We start from the raw sequence: 14,491 nt of genomic DNA, 5'->3' as shown, positions 1-14,491 counted from the left end.
GCCCTCAGCGCTGTGCGCGGACGTCTCGGCGCAGGTAGTTCCAGGCGAGGACGCAGCAGACGACGCCGTTGACCAGGCCCACCACCACGTCGGCCGGGCCGTGGGCGCCGCGGTAGAGGCGGGACAGGCCCACCGCGAGCGGCACGAGGCAGCACAGGACCGTGACGACGACGCGCAGGACGGGGTGCGTGATGCGCTGCGCGAGCAGGGCGAGGGTGAGGTAGAACGCCGCGGACGCGCCGGTGTGGCCGGACGGGAAGCTCGACGTGGGCGGCGCCTCGTCGAGCCGCGAGACGTCGGGGCGCTCGCGCCCCACGACGATCGACGACGTGAGGAAGATCAGCGCCTGGAGCGCGACGGCGAGCGCGGGCACGACGGCGAACCACCACTGTCGGGTGCGCCACCAGACGAGCAGGATCGTCAGCACGGTCCCGCCGATGATGAACTCGGTCGTCCCGATGAGGGAGAACAGGTCGGTCACGGTGTCCCAGAAGGGCGTGCGCCGCTCCTCCAGCCAGCGGTTCATCCCGACCTCGCCGGGCAGGTCGCCCAGCGGGCCCGTCACGAGGAACCCGGTCGCGACGATGAGCACCCACAGGACCGCGCCGGGGAGGAACGCCCGGAGCCCGACGTCGCGCAGCACCTCCTTCGCGGTGGGCCGGGTCGTGTCGAGCTCGTAGCGGTGCACGAAGGGATGCATCAGACCTCGTTCCTGGGAGCGGAGCCGGAAGAGCGGGCGGTCCGGGCGGACGCCCACCCGTGGTAGCCGACGGCGGACGCCCCTGCGACCGCGCCGCCGAAGAGGATGCCGCCGACGACGTCGGACGGGTAGTGCGCACCGAGCAGCACGCGGTCGGCCGCGGTGACGAGGGCGAGCACCGTCGCGCCGGCGACGACGGCGGCGCGGCCACGACGACCGAGCAGCGGCCACACGAGCACCGTGAGGCTCACGCCGACGGCGGCGGCGTTCATCGCGTGCCCGGACGGGAAGCTGGACCCGGGCACGACGGTCACCGCGTCCTCGACGACGGGACGCGCGCGGTCCACGAGCTCCTTCGCGCCGAGCCCGAGCGCCCACGCGCCCCAGATCGTCCCGGCCGCCCAGGCCGCGCGCGTCCCGAGGCCGCGGCGCCGCCAGGCCCAGAGGCACACGCCCATCGCGGCGAGGTTCATCCACCGCGCGGCGAGCACCTCCTGCCCCACGAGCAGGGTGCGCTCGAACGCGGGCCGCTCGCCCGTGAACCCGGTCGCCGCGGCGACGGCGGCGCGGTCGGCCTCGACGACGAGCCCCGACTCCGCGCGCACGAGCCACGCGAGCACGAGCACCGGGACGGAGGCCGCGATCCCGTACGCCGCGGCCCGCCCCAGGGCGCGCCTCCTGGCGCGCCCGAGCGAGCGGCGCGGGGCAGGGTCGGCGGGCACCCCCGGACGGTAGCCGGGGCGACGGCCGCACGCTCGTGGAGAGGGGGTCAGCCCGGACGGGTCACGCGGGCAGGGCGGCGACCGCCTCGATCTCGACGAGAGCACCGGGCCGGCCGATCCCCACCCGCAGGACCGTCACCGCCGCCGGGTGCGGACCCCAGACCTCGCCGACGGCGGCGAAGCCCGCCATGAGGTCGGCCTCGGGGTCGAGGTAGACGGCGAGCCGCGCGACGTCCTGCGGCCCGGCGCCCGCCTCGGCCAGCACGGCGAGGACGTTGCGCAGCGCCTGCGCGGTCTGGGCCGCGATGCCGCCCTCGACGATCGCGCCCTCGGCGTCGGTCCCGTTCTGGCCGCCGACGTAGAGCGTGCGACCGGTCTCGACGATCGTGCCCTGGGAGAACGCCGGGTTGCGGTGCAGCCCGGCCGGGTTGAGGTGCGTGACGCTCGGCGTGGTCATGGTCGTCCCCTCCTGCGGTCTGGTCCTGAGACGGCCGACGCTACGCGCGGCCACCCACAGGCCACGGCGGAGACGGCGCCCGGTCCTCCGGCACCGCCCAGGCCCGCGAACCACTCACGGGGAGGCCCCGGGCACGGCCTCCGACGGGCCGTCCCGCCGTCGGCTGTGTAGGAAGGAGGGGTGAAGCAGTCAGCAGGGCTCGTGCTCTACCGGTTCCGTGACGACGTCGTCGAGGTGCTCCTCGGGCACATGGGCGGCCCGCTGTGGGCGCGCAAGGACGCGGGTGGCTGGACGATCCCCAAGGGCGAGGTGGAGCCCGGTGAGGACGGTCGTGCCGCGGCGCTGCGCGAGTTCGCGGAGGAGCTCGGCGTCCCGGCCCCGCCGGCGGAGGTGCCCGACCTCGACCTCGGGACCGTGCGCCAGCGCGCCGGGAAGCTCGTCGCGGCGTGGGCACGCGAGGCGGACCTCGACGTCACGGCGATCTCCAGCAACACGTTCGCGCTGGAGTGGCCCCCGCGCTCGGGGCGGATGCAGGAGTTCCCCGAGCTCGACCGGGCCGGCTGGTTCCCGCTCGCGAGGGCTCGTGGCCTCGTCGTCGCGGGCCAGGTCCCGCTGCTCGACCGCCTCGAAGAGCGTCTGGCGGACGACCGCGACCGTGCCGTCGAGCCGTAGGCTCCGGGCGTGGCGCTGTATCACCACGGACTCTCGAAGCCGCCGCGCAACCAGCGACGACGCCGCTGGTGGGCGGTCGCGGTGCTGGTGCTGTCCGCTCTGGTCGGCCCCTTCGTCGTCGCGGGCGCGGTCCAGGGCTGGGTCGCGGGCGACGTCCCCGAGGCGCTGATGCTGACCCTGGTCTCGATCCTCTGCCTCAGCGGGGTCGGGAGCGCCGTCTGGGGCTTCGTCGACTCGTTCCGCGGCGAGGGCCCGCGGGACGGGCCGGACGGCGGCCCGGCTCAGCCGAGCAGGTAGGGCGCCGCGGCGAACCCGGCGGCGAGGCCGACGAGCACGACGGCGGCGGCGGACAGGTGCGAGTGGCGCGCGCGGCTCGCGGTGCGGCGGGCTGCCTCGGTCACGGTGGTCATGACGGTCCTCTCGTCGGGGGGGCGTTTCCAGGGAGAGAGACCGCGCCCGACGCGATCCATGACGCGATTTCGGCCGACCTCGGCGCGATCTGCGTCACACCGTGGCGGCCGAAACGCGCCGACCCTGGTGCAGCATCGTGCACCAGGGTCGGGTGGTTCGCTCGGGCAAGCGCGTGCGGCGGACTATCGCGCCGCGCCTGACGAGGCCGTCAGGCGCGCAGGATCAGGGCGTCGCCCTGCCCGCCGCCCCCGCACAGCGCCGCCGCGCCGATGCCACCGCCGCGGCGCTTCAGCGCGAGCGCGAGGTGCAGCGCGAGCCGGGCGCCCGACGCACCGACGGGGTGGCCGAGCGCGATGGCGCCGCCGTCGGTGTTCACGACGTCCGCGTCGATGCCGAGGTCGGCGACCGACTGGAGCGCCACCGCCGCGAACGCCTCGTTGATCTCGACGAGGTCGAGGTCCGCGGCAGCGACGCCCTCGCGCTTCACGGCGGCCTCGATGGCCCGCGCCGGCTGGGAGTGCAGCGAGCTGTCCGGCCCCGCGACCTGGCCCGCGGCCCCGATCTCGGCGAGCCACGACAGCCCGTTGCGCTTGGCGAAGGCGCGGCTCGCGACGACGACCGCCGCCGCGCCGTCGGACAGCGGCGAGCTGGACCCCGCGGTGATGGTCCCGTCCGTGACGAAGGCCGGGCGCAGGCGCTCCAGGGCCTCGAGCGTCGTGTCGGCGCGCACGCCCTCGTCGTGCGCGACGACGACCGGCTCGCCCCGGCGCTGCGGCACCTCGACCGGCGTGATCTCCTCGGCGAGGCGCCCGGCGTCGCGCGCGGCGGCGGCCCGCTGGTGCGAGCGCAGGGCGAACGCGTCCTGTTCCGGTCGTCCGATGCCGCGCGTCGCGCAACCGCGGTCGGTGAGCTCGCCCATGACCTCGCCGCTGAACGGGTCGTTGAGGCCGTCGTGCGTGAGCGAGTCGGCCATCGTCACGTCCCCGAACGCGAACCCGGAGCGCGACCCGACCACCAGGTGCGGCGCGTTCGTCATGGACTCCTGGCCGCCCGCGACGACGACGCTCGCCTCGCCCGTGCGGACCAGGCGGGCCGCGTCGATGATCGCGGTGAGCCCCGAGAGGCACAGCTTGTTGATCGTCACGGTGGGCACGTCCCAGCCGATCCCCGCGAGGATCGCGGCCTGGCGCGCGGGCCCCTGCTTGGCGCCCGCCTGGACGACCTGCCCGACGATCACCGTGTCGACCTGCTCCGGCGCGACACCCGACGCCGCGAGCGCGCCGCGGATCGCGTGCGCGCCGAGCTCGGCGGCGGACAGCGAGGCGAGGCCCCCACGAAAACGCGCGAACGGGGTGCGCGCGCCGTGCAGGAGGACCGGGGTGACCTCGTCCTCGGGGGTGACGGCTGCGCCGTCGGGCAGTGTGGTGGCGTCGGTGCTCATGGGACTCCGATCCGGGAGGGCGAGGAGACGGGGCGAACAGGAAGGAGCCCCGGCGCCGCGAGGAGGGGCGAGCGGCGCCGGGGAGCGGGGGGAGGGCGTGCGCCCTCGGGACCGTCAGACGAACGCGGAGACGCCCGTGATGTCGCGCCCGACGATGAGCGCCTGGACGGACTCGGTGCCCTCGTACGTGTGCAGGGCCTCGACGTCGGCGAAGTGCCGCGCGACGCGGTTCCGCAGCAGGATGCCGTTGCCGCCCAGCAGGTCGCGCGCGCTCGCCGCGACCTCGCGCGCCCCGCGCGTGCACGTGTACTTGGCGAGCGACGCCTGCGGACCGGTGAGCGTCCCGGCCTCATCGAGCCGCGTCATCTGCGCGACGAGGAGCTGGAGCTGCGTGATCGTCGAGAGCATCCTGGTCAGGCGCTCCTGGACCATCTGGTTCGCGGCGAGCGGGCGGCCGAACTGGACGCGCTGCTTCGCGTACGCGACCGCGGCCTCGTAGCAGGCCACCGCGTGCCCGACGGCGGCCCACGCCACCCCGAGGCGCGTCGCGAAGAGCACGCGCGAGGTGTCCTTGAACGACCGCGCGCCCGGCAGGGCGTTCTCGGCAGGGACGAACACGTCGTCGAGCACGACGTGCGCCTGCCAGATCGCGCGCAGCGACACCTTGCCGGTGATGGTCGTGCCGGTGTAGCCGGGGGTGTCCTGCGGCACGACGAACCCGTGGACCTGGTTGTCGGCTCTGTCCTCGGTGTCGCCGACCAGCCGCGCCCACACGACCGTGATGTGGCCCGACGACCCGTTGCCGATCCACTTCTTCTCGCCGTTCAGCACGTAGCCCTCGACGCCGTCGCGGGTCTCCTTGCGCGCCGTCGTCTCGAGCGAGACGGAGTCCGAGCCGTGGGTGGGCTCGGTGAGCGCGAACGCGCCGAGGATCTCCCCGCGCGCCATGGGCTCGGCGTACTTCGCCTTCTGCTCGTCGGAGCCGAGCATCTGGATGCTGCGCAGCGCGAGGCCGCCCTGGACGCCGCAGATCGTCGCGACGGAGCCGTCGCCGCGCGACATCTCCATCGCGGCGAGTCCCGCGCCGAGCAGGCTCACGCGCGGGCGGCCCTCGACGTCGACGCCGTCGCGCAGGAGGTCGAGCTCGCCCATGCGCTTGACGAGGTCGGACGGGACCTCGGCGCGCTCCCAGTAGTCGTCGATGACCGGGAGCACCTCGTCCTGGACGAACTGCCGGACGCGCTGCTGGTGGGCGCGGTCCGCCTCGGTCGCGTCGGCGAACGCGCCGGCGTAGTCGAGGTCGAGCGGGGTCGCGAGGTCGTAGGTGGGCTCGGTGACTCCGGGCATGATCGGGGTGGTGGGCATCGGTGCTCCCCTGGGAGGGCGGCTGCGGTCGGTCGTGCGCGACCGGCTCCGGCGCGGGTTCCCGGGTGCGGGCCCGGCGTCGGCGGCGGTCTCTCCCATAGTGCAGCGATACCGGGTATCAGTCAATCTGAGACGGCGTATCGCATCGGATCGTGACGCCGTGCGACCCCGCGGGCCCCGTCCTACCGTCGAGAGATGTCCCTCGACCTGTTCGTGACGATGCACGTGCGCGACCACGACCCCGCGCGCGACTGGTACGCCCGCCTCCTGGGTGCGGACCCGACGTTCGTCGCGACGCCCACCGAGTCCGTCTGGGAGCTCGCCGAGCGCCGGTGGCTCGTCGTCGAGCAGGTGCCCGAGCACGCCGGCCACGGCGTGGTCACCGTGTTCCGCGACGACGTCGACGCGTTCCTCGCCGCGGCGTCCGGCCGGGGGATCGAGCCGGACCGCCGCGAGACGTACGACGGCGGGATCGTGAAGACCGTGTTCCGCGACCCGGACGGCAACGAGCTCGGGATCAGCGGTGCGCTCCCGTCGTAGGGTGCGGGAATGACGGGCGCGCGGGTGGACTGGGACGACAACGCCTCCGCGGGCGCGTGGATCGCGGCGCGGCTCGGAGAGTTCGGCCCGCGCGTCGACGGCACCGTCCCCCGCGGGTTCGCGGCGTACGCGTGCGTCCCGCACCCCGAGTGGGACGACGACGTCACGCTCGCGACGCGGACCGACGCCCTGGTCGGGGTGCTCGCGCCCTTCACCGGGGACCAGCCCGTGCACCTCGCCCTGTGGACGGGCCACGCGTTCCTCTACGACCACGGCACGGACCCGCGCGCGAGCTCGGGCGTCGCGCCGCTGGTCGGGTGGCCCGAGGACGAGCCGCGGCCGACCCCCGAGGAGATCGAGCGTGCGGTCGCCGAGGCGTGGGAGCAGCTCACGCCGACGCTCGTCGAGCGCCCGGCCGCCCCGATGCTCCTGCTCCCGCACCGTGAGTACCACCTGTGGACGGGGGCGCTCGCCGACGTCGGCGCGTTCCGCGACCACGAGCAGCCGCCCAACCTGTGGTGGCCCGAGGACCGGTCGTGGTTCGTCGGGACCGAGATCGACGCCGCCGCCACCTACGTGGGCGGGAACGACGCGCTCGTCGAGGCGATCTGCGCGGACCCGGCGCTGCGCGCGAGCCGGGCCGCGCCGTCGGACAGGATGCTGTTCGACGACTGACCCGCGGTCACGGCTGCCGGCCCGTGGTTCAGGCGGGTGCGCCCGCCGCCTCGGTGGCCTCGGCCGTCGCGCGCCGGTTGATGCGCCACCACACGAAGAACCCGACGAGCGTGAACGCGCCGTAGAACACGTACATGAACGCGGACGCGTAGAAGCCGGCCGAGATCAGCAGCGGCACGCCCACGACGTCCACCGCGACCCAGATCAGCCAGAACTCGACCCAGCCCTTCGCCATGCCGTACGTCGCGAGCAACGAGCCCATGAAGATCCACGCGTCGGCCCAGACGGGCTCGTACGACTCGAGCGCGCGGAACAGGGGCGTGAGCAGCGCCGTCCCGCCGACGAGCGCGACGACGAGGAACGCGCGCTGACGCCACGACGCCCAGCGCGGCACGACGGCGACGCCGTGGCTGTCCGCGTCGGTCTCGCCGAGCCGAGCCTGGGTCCGGCGCCACTGCACCCACCCGTACACCGACACGACCACGAACATGACCTGCCGCCCGGCCTGGCCGAGCAGGTTCACGGGGTTGGGGGTCGCGAACACCGCGCCGAGGAACACCGTGAGCAGCAGCAGGTTGCCGACGATGCCCACCGGCCACGCCCACACCTTGCGCCGCATGCCGCCCAGCGCCGACGCCAGGCCGAACCCGTTGCCCACGATCTCGCGCCACAGCAGGTGCTGGTCGCCGATCGTGAGCTGCGCGTCGAACAGCGCGTGGATCAGGTCCATCGGATGTCCTCGTCCTCCCGGGCACGGCGGCTCCGGGGTGAGGGCGGGCGGCGGGGCCGGGCGCCCAGGGCGGCCCGACGGCGTCGCTCACCACGGCGAGGCCGCGCCCCGTCGCGCGGGCTCGTGGGAGCCCGGCCGAGGACGGCCGCGCCGCACGTGCTTCCTCCCATCCGGACTGTCACCGTCGGTCCTGGAGTTCCACCAGGTCAACCGCGCGTGGGCGCGGGTCGCGGACTGTCACCGCCGGCTCGGAATTGCACCGACCCCGGAGCACGTTCGTGCGTACTGCGTTCTGCAACCGCCGATGCTACCGGCGCATTCCCCGCGCGCGGAGCGCGCCGCGGACCGTCCCACGGGCTGGGACGGGAGGCGGACGGGCTCAGGCGAGGGCGTCGCGCACGGCGCGCGCGACGTCGTCCGCGACGCCCTGGGCGTCCGTCCCGGCCTCGACCACGGTGACGACGACACGGCGCCCGGGCACACCGTCCCCGGTGCCGCGACGATCGGCCGACGCGGCGTCGTCCGGTGCGGCGTACCGGCCGACGGCGGCGCGGCGCAGGTCCGCGAACGCCTCCTCGAGCTGGGGGCGCAGGTCCTGGTCGGGGGAGCGCAGCCACCGGCGCAGGAGCGCGTTGTGCACGGCGACGACCGACGCGGCGAACGCGATGGACGCGGTCGAGCGGCGCTCGTCGGGCGGGAGCGCGTCGCGCAGGTACGCGGTGAACGCGCGCTCGTAGCGATGGGTCGTGACCAGCTCGCGGTCGCGCAGCGCCGGCACCTGCTGGAGGAGCTGCCACCGCGCGAGCGACGTCTCCCGCTGCCCGACGTGGTGGTCGAACACGAGCCGCGCCGCGCGGCACACCTCGACGTACGGGTCGACGGCGGGGTCCGGCGTGAGCCGTCCCTCGGCGTCGGGCACGGGTCGGGTCGCGGCCAGCATGACGACGACCTCGTCGAGCAGGAGCTCGTGGTCCGCGAAGACCACGTCCTCCTTGGAGCCGTAGCGGCGGAAGAAGGTGGCGCGGCTGACCTGGGCGGCGTCGGCGATCTCCTCGACGGTCGTCTGCTCGTACCCCTTGCGGGTGAAGAGCTCGATCGCTGCGTCGACGGCCTGGGCATGGGTGCGGCTGCGGACGTCGGTCATGCACCGGACGGTACACCGGTACCGGTCGCGCGCCTCGTCCGGGCGGTCAGGGCAGCAGCCGGTAGAACCGGAAGAAGGAGAAGTCGTCCACGGGCAGCACCTCGACGTCCGCGAACCCGGCGTCGCGCGCGTAGCGGCGCAGCGTCGCGGGGCGCATGACGGTCCCGGTGCCGACGGACGGCGGGGACGACAGCCCGTCGGGGAGGCACACGAAGAGGCTGTACCCGTACATGACCCGGTCGACGTCGTCGGCGGGCGCGGTGAACTCCTCGCCGACGGCCTCGTCCATGACGACCACGACGCCGTCGGGCCGGACCGCGCGACGGACGGCGTCGAGCACCGCGGCGGGGCGCGGCATGTCGTGGACGCACTCGAACGCGAACGCGGCGTCGAACGGCAGCCCGGCGGGCTCGACGAGCCCGAGCTCGGCGGCGTCGGTGAGGTGGAAGGTCACGCGGTCGGCGAGCCCCGCCTCCTCGGCTGCGGCGCGGGCCGCCGCGACCGATGGCCGGTCGACGTCGACGCCGTGGAGCACCGCGTCCGGGTACGCGCGCGCGAGCGCGAGCGTCGACCACCCGAACCCGCACCCGACGTCGACCACCCGCGCCCCGGGTCGGCTCAGCGCGTCGTGGACCGCGGGGACCCGCGCGAGAGTCGGCGCGAGCTCGCGCTCGAACCACGGCCGGTTGACCTCGGCCTGGGCCTCGCGCGCGTCGTCGCCGAGCTGGTCCCAGGACACGCCGCCGCCCGTGCGGTACGCGTCGAGCAGGTGCGGGAGCTGTGGGCCGATCGCGCCGACGAAGCGTGCGAGCGGCGCGACGTACGCGAGCGAGGTCGTGTCGGTGAGCACCTCCGCGTGCGCGGCCGGCAGGGAGTAGAGGCGCTCGCGGGCGGCCGCGGCCGGGTCGGCGGCGAGCGCGGGGCCGGCGCCCGGGTCCTCGGCGGCGAGGATCCCGCTGGCCGCCTGCTGCTCCAGCCACTCGCGCGCGTACCGTTCGTGGGTGCGGGTGCGCTCGGCGAGCCCGGTCGAGGTGAGAGGGCCGGCGTCGACGAGCGCGCGGTACCACCCGAGCCGGTCGCCGACGTGGACGGACAGGACGTCGATCGCGCCGAGCGTCGCGGCGAACAGGCGCTCGGCGAACGCGTCGGCGTCCCCCGGGCCCGGGGGCCCGTTCTCGGCTGTGGCGACCATGCGCGGCCTCCGGCTGGACGTTGGCCGGGCGCGTGCCGTGGGCAGCGGCGCCCGTGGTTCGACGGTAGACCTCCGGAGCGTCCGCGTCGATGGCCGGAGCGGCTGAAACTTCGGTCGTCCACAGGCCGCGCGGTCGTCGACAATCCCGGTGCCCTGCCCGCCGCCGGATGGCACCATGGCGGCCATGCTCGTGACCCTCGCCGCGACGGCGTCCCCGGGGACGCTCGACGACGCCACCGACCTCGGGTTCCTGCTGCACAAGCACCCGGACCGCGCCCAGGTGTTCGACCTGCCCGTGGGCCGCGCGCACGTCTTCTACCCCGAGGCGACGGCGGAGCGGTGCGAGGTCGCGCTGCTGCTCGAGGTCGACCCGGTGGGGATCGTGCGGAACAAGCGCTTCGGCGGCGGGGACGCCTTCGCGCTCGCGCAGTACGTCAACGACCGGCCCTACGCCGCGTCGTCGATGGTCGCGGTCGCGCTGGGGAAGGTGTTCGCGACGGCGATGGCCGGCCGGTGCGACGCGCGGCCGGGCCTCGTGGACGTCGAGCTCCCGCTGGACGTGCACGTGCCCTCGCTGCCGTGCCGGGGCGGGGCCGACCTCGCGCGGCGGCTGTTCGAGCCGCTGGGCTGGCACGTCACCGCGACCGCGGAGCCGCTCGACCCGACCGTCCCGGCATGGGGCGCCTCGCGGTACGTGGACCTGCGCCTGCGCGGCACGCGCCGTCTCGCCGACGCGCTCGCGCAGCTCTACGTGCTGCTGCCCGTGCTCGACGACGCCAAGCACTACTGGGTCTCCACGGACGAGGTGGACAAGCTCGTGCGCGCGGGCGGCGGCTGGCTCGCCGACCACCCCGAGCGCGCGCAGATCCTGCGGCGCTACCTCGCGCACCAGCGCCGCTACGTCGAGGACGCGACGGCGCGTCTCGCCGCGCTCGACGGCGACGCGCTCGTGGACGCGGTCGAGCCCGACGGCGGCGCCTCGCCCGACGACGCGGCGTCAGCCGGGTCCGACGCGCCGGAGCCGCCGCTCGCCCGGCAGCGCGCGGACGCGGTGCTCGCGGTCCTGCACGAGGTCGGCGCGCGGACCGTCGTCGACCTCGGGTGCGGGGAGGGCGCGCTCCTGCGCCGCCTCGCCGCCGACCGGACGTTCACCCGCGTCCTCGGCACCGACGTCTCCGCGCGCGAGCTCGAGCGCGCCGCCGCGCGGCTGCGCCTGCACGACGCGAGCGACGCCGAGCGCGAGCGCGTGCGCCTGCTCCAGTCGTCCCTCACCTACACCGACGACCGGGTCACGGGGTTCGACGCCGCGGTTCTCATGGAGGTCGTCGAGCACGTGGAGCCGTCGCGCCTCGACGCGCTGGCGCACGCGGTGCTGGGGCACGCGCGACCGCGCACCGTCGTCGTCACGACGCCCAACGCCGAGTACAACGTGCACTACCCGAACCTGCTCGACGGGCCGGGCGGACGCCCGGTGCGGCACCCCGACCACCGGTTCGAGTGGACGCGCGCCGAGCTGCGCGCGTGGGCTGCCGCGGTCGCCGACCGGTACGGGTACACGGTCGAGCACCGCGACGTCGGCCCGATCTCCCCGGACGTCGGGGCGCCCACGCAGCTCGTGGTCCTCACGCTCGTGCCGGAGGGTGCCGTCGAGCAGGGCGGGACGACCGCGGCAGGACCTGGCACGCGCGACGGGGAGGAGGCCCGATGAGCGAGCGCACGACGGCGCGGACGAGCGAGCCCGCGGCCGAGGACGCGACGGAGCCCACGACCGAGAGCATGGGGGCGACGCGCGACCTGCGCGTCCCCGCGTCGAGCCTCGTGGTGCTCGTCGGCGTCTCCGGCTCGGGGAAGTCGACGTTCGCTCGCGAGCGGTTCGGACCGTACGAGACGGTGTCGTCGGACGTGTGCCGCGGGCTCGTGTCGAACGACGAGAACGACCAGGCGGCCACGAGGGCTGCGTTCGAGGTGCTCGAGACCATCGTGTCGAAGCGGCTCGAGGCGAACCTGCTCACCGTCGTCGACGCGACGAACGTGCAGCGCGAGGCGCGCAAGCCCCTCGTCGCGCTGGCGCGCGCCCACGACGTCCTGCCCGTCGCGATCGTCCTCGACGTGCCGGAGAAGGTCGCGGTCGAGCGCAACGCCGCGCGCGCGGACCGCGGGTTCGGCGCGCACGTCGTGAAGCGGCAGCGCGCGGCGCTGCGGTCGTCGCTCAAGAGCCTGCAGCGCGAGGGGTTCCGCACCGTGCACGTGCTGCACGGGGAGGACGACGTCGCGGCGGCGCGCATCGTGCGCACGCCGCTGCTCACCGACCGTCGCGACGAGCACGGCCCGTTCGACGCGATCGGTGACGTGCACGGCTGCCTCGACGAGCTGGTGACGCTCCTCGGGAAGCTGGGCTACGCCGTCGTGCGCGACGACGCGGGCCGGCCCGTCGATGCCGCGCACCCCGAGGCCCGTCGCGCGATCTTCCTCGGCGACCTGGTCGACCGCGGCCCGGACTCCCCGGGAGTGCTGCGGCTCGCCATGGGCATGGTCCGGGCGGGTCACGCGCTCGCGGTGCCGGGCAACCACGAGCACAAGCTCGTCCGCGCGCTCGGCGGTCGTGACGTCAAGGTCTCCCACGGCCTGGAGACGACGCTCGCCCAGCTCGCCGAGGAGCCCGAGGAGTTCCGGCGCGAGGTCGCGGAGTTCTGCCGCGACCTCGTCTCCCACCTCGTGCTCGACGACGGCCGGCTCGTCGTCGCGCACGCCGGGCTCAAGGAGTCCTACCAGGGGCGCGCGTCGGGCCGGGTGCGGAGCTTCGCGCTCTACGGGGACACGACCGGCGAGACCGACGAGTTCGGCCTGCCCGTGCGCTACCCGTGGGCGGACGACTACCGCGGTCGCGCCATGGTCCTCTACGGGCACACGCCGACGCCCGACGCCGAGTGGGTCAACAACACGATGTGCCTCGACACCGGGTGCGTGTTCGGCGGGAGGCTGTCCGCGCTGCGCTACCCGGAGAAGGAGCTGGTGCAGGTCCCCGCGGCGCGCGAGTACTACGCGCCCGCGCGCCCGTTCCTGCCCGACGACGCGGTGGACGGGGGAGCGCCGGCGCGCGAGCCCGACCTGCTCTCCGTGGCCGACGTGCTCGGGCGCCGCGCCGTCGAGACCGCGACGCACGGGCGCGTGACCGTCGGCGAGGAGCAGGCGGCCGGCGCGCTGGAGGTGATGAGCCGGTTCGCCGTCGACCCGCGACTGCTGCTGTACCTGCCGCCGACCATGAGCCCCGTCGCGACCTCGACGCGGCCCGGCCTGCTCGAGCACCCCGACGGCGCGTTCGCCGCGTTCGCCCGCGACGGCGTCGACCGGGTCGTGTGCGAGGAGAAGCACATGGGGTCGCGCGCGGTCCTGCTGGTCGCGCGCGACTCGGGGTCGGCGGACGGGTCGCGCGTCGTCGCCGAGCGGTTCGGGATCGACGCGCCCGGCGCGGTGCACACGCGGACGGGACGGTCGTTCCTCGACGAGCCGACGACGGCGCTGCTGCTCGGGCGCGTCGCCGCGGCCCTCGACGCGGCCGGGACGTGGGACGCGCTCGGCGCCGACTGGGTGCTGCTCGACGCCGAGGTCCTGCCGTGGTCGCTCAAGGCCGACCAGCTCCTGCGCGACCAGTACGCGAGCGTCGGGGCCGCCGCGCGGGCCGTCATGCCGTCGGCGCTCGCGGCCCTCGCCGCGGCGGAGGCGCGGGGTGTCGACGTCGGTGAGCTCCGGCGTCGGACCGCGCGGCGGTCGACCGGCGCCGAGCTGTTCGTCGAGTCGTACCGGCGGTACCGGTGGGACACGGGGGCCACCGGGTCGGACGACCTCGACCCGCTGCGCGGCGTGCAGGTCGCGCCGTTCCAGGTGCTCGCGAGCGGGACGTCCGCGCGGCCCGGGCCCGCGGAGGCGTCCGGGACGACGTACGCCGAGCGCGACCACCTGTGGCACCTCGACGTCGCGGACGAGCTCGTCGCGGCCGACCCGGCACTGTTCCGCACGACGCGGCGCGTCGTCGTCGACCTCGCCGACGACACGTCGCGTGCCGAGGGGACGGCCTGGTGGGAGGCGCTCACGGCGGCCGGAGGTGAGGGCATGGTGGTCAAGCCGCTCGCCAACCTCGTGCGGCGCCGGGGCGCGCCCGGGAAGGGTGGTGGGCTCGTGCAGCCCGGGCTCAAGGTCCGTGGCCGCGAGTACCTGCGCATCATCTACGGCCCCGAGTACACGGAGGAGCGCAACCTCGAACGGCTGCGCGAACGGTCGCTCGGGCGCAAGCGCTCGCTCGCGCTGCGCGAGTACGCGCTCGGCCTCGAGGCGCTCGACCGGGTGGCGCGCGGCGAGCCGACCTGGCGCGTCCACGAGCCGGTGTTCGCGGTGCTGGCGCTGGAGTCGGAGCCTGTCGACCCTCGACTGTGACGGGTGGCGTG

The 14,491-nt window shown here is 75.2% G+C and carries 15 protein-coding genes and 1 riboswitch; of the genes, 6 read left to right on the top strand and 9 right to left on the bottom strand.

Translation table 11 applies throughout. The features are described from left to right. Positions 1–4 precede the first annotated feature (4 nt). From JOE63_RS19515 to JOE63_RS19505, 3 genes are all read right to left on the bottom strand, one after another. Entirely contained in the window at positions 5–700 is a 696-nt protein-coding gene (locus tag JOE63_RS19515; protein WP_087470005.1) for a phosphatase PAP2 family protein, read from the bottom strand. Further along, positions 700–1,422: a phosphatase PAP2 family protein gene (locus JOE63_RS19510; RefSeq protein WP_204543115.1), complete on the bottom strand. Its 723-nt coding sequence runs from the start codon at positions 1,420–1,422 to the stop codon at positions 700–702. The genes JOE63_RS19515 and JOE63_RS19510 overlap by 1 nt, the downstream gene beginning before the upstream one ends. 61 nt (positions 1,423–1,483) lie before the next feature. Continuing rightward, on the bottom strand, positions 1,484–1,879 hold the full coding sequence (locus JOE63_RS19505; protein WP_087470003.1) for a RidA family protein: 396 nt from the start codon (positions 1,877–1,879) through the stop codon (positions 1,484–1,486). Between the two features lie 180 nt (positions 1,880–2,059). Here JOE63_RS19505 and JOE63_RS19500 point away from each other — a divergent pair, with 180 nt between their 5' ends. Together JOE63_RS19500 and JOE63_RS19495 are read left to right on the top strand one after the other, a co-directional pair. Beyond that, positions 2,060–2,551, top strand: a complete 492-nt coding sequence (locus tag JOE63_RS19500) for an NUDIX domain-containing protein (RefSeq protein WP_204543114.1) — start codon at positions 2,060–2,062, stop codon at positions 2,549–2,551. 9 nt (positions 2,552–2,560) lie between these two features. Beyond that, positions 2,561–2,848, top strand: coding sequence for a hypothetical protein (locus JOE63_RS19495; RefSeq protein ID WP_204543113.1), 288 nt, complete (start codon positions 2,561–2,563; stop codon positions 2,846–2,848). On the opposite strand, the gene JOE63_RS21525 is transcribed toward JOE63_RS19495, so the two are convergent. From JOE63_RS21525 to JOE63_RS19485, 3 genes are all read right to left on the bottom strand, one after another. After that, positions 2,833–2,961 (bottom strand): hypothetical protein, encoded by a 129-nt coding sequence (locus tag JOE63_RS21525; protein WP_264031249.1) that lies wholly within the window; start codon positions 2,959–2,961, stop codon positions 2,833–2,835. The two genes, JOE63_RS19495 and JOE63_RS21525, sit on opposite strands and share 16 nt — an antisense overlap. Positions 2,962–3,170: 209 nt before the next feature. Continuing rightward, entirely contained in the window at positions 3,171–4,403 is a 1,233-nt protein-coding gene (locus JOE63_RS19490) for an acetyl-CoA C-acyltransferase (protein WP_204543112.1), read from the bottom strand. 114 nt (positions 4,404–4,517) lie between these two features. Then, positions 4,518–5,768 (bottom strand): acyl-CoA dehydrogenase family protein, encoded by a 1,251-nt coding sequence (locus tag JOE63_RS19485; RefSeq protein ID WP_204543111.1) that lies wholly within the window; start codon positions 5,766–5,768, stop codon positions 4,518–4,520. 195 nt (positions 5,769–5,963) lie between these two features. Between JOE63_RS19485 and JOE63_RS19480 the strand changes: the two genes are divergently transcribed. Next, a complete protein-coding gene (locus JOE63_RS19480) occupies positions 5,964–6,308 on the top strand; it encodes a VOC family protein (RefSeq protein ID WP_204543110.1) in 345 nt (114 codons plus the stop codon). A 9-nt stretch (positions 6,309–6,317) separates the two neighbouring features. Further along, complete coding sequence (locus JOE63_RS19475) at positions 6,318–6,983, top strand: hypothetical protein (protein ID WP_204543109.1); 666 nt, start codon at positions 6,318–6,320, stop codon at positions 6,981–6,983. A gap of 28 nt (positions 6,984–7,011) precedes the next feature. On the opposite strand, the gene pnuC is transcribed toward JOE63_RS19475, so the two are convergent. From pnuC to JOE63_RS19460, 3 genes are all read right to left on the bottom strand, one after another. Beyond that, positions 7,012–7,713, bottom strand: coding sequence for a nicotinamide riboside transporter PnuC (gene pnuC / locus JOE63_RS19470; RefSeq protein WP_204543107.1), 702 nt, complete (start codon positions 7,711–7,713; stop codon positions 7,012–7,014). Between the two features lie 153 nt (positions 7,714–7,866). Further along, positions 7,867–7,990, bottom strand: a riboswitch (FMN riboswitch). Positions 7,991–8,092: 102 nt separating this feature from the next. Next, positions 8,093–8,857: a TetR/AcrR family transcriptional regulator gene (locus tag JOE63_RS19465; RefSeq protein WP_087469995.1), complete on the bottom strand. Its 765-nt coding sequence runs from the start codon at positions 8,855–8,857 to the stop codon at positions 8,093–8,095. 46 nt (positions 8,858–8,903) lie between these two features. Then, a complete protein-coding gene (locus JOE63_RS19460; protein ID WP_087469994.1) occupies positions 8,904–10,049 on the bottom strand; it encodes a class I SAM-dependent methyltransferase in 1,146 nt (381 codons plus the stop codon). A 184-nt stretch (positions 10,050–10,233) separates the two neighbouring features. On the opposite strand from JOE63_RS19460, the gene JOE63_RS19455 reads away from it, so the two are divergent. After that, on the top strand, positions 10,234–11,757 hold the full coding sequence (locus JOE63_RS19455; protein ID WP_204543105.1) for a 3' terminal RNA ribose 2'-O-methyltransferase Hen1: 1,524 nt from the start codon (positions 10,234–10,236) through the stop codon (positions 11,755–11,757). A gap of 68 nt (positions 11,758–11,825) precedes the next feature. Next, positions 11,826–14,480 (top strand): polynucleotide kinase-phosphatase, encoded by a 2,655-nt coding sequence (locus JOE63_RS19450; RefSeq protein WP_204543860.1) that lies wholly within the window; start codon positions 11,826–11,828, stop codon positions 14,478–14,480. Positions 14,481–14,491: the final 11 nt, after the last annotated feature.

The organism is Cellulosimicrobium cellulans, assembly GCF_016907755.1.
Taxonomy (GTDB): domain Bacteria; phylum Actinomycetota; class Actinomycetes; order Actinomycetales; family Cellulomonadaceae; genus Cellulosimicrobium; species Cellulosimicrobium cellulans_D.
This window is presented reverse-complemented; position numbering and strand designations above follow the sequence as displayed.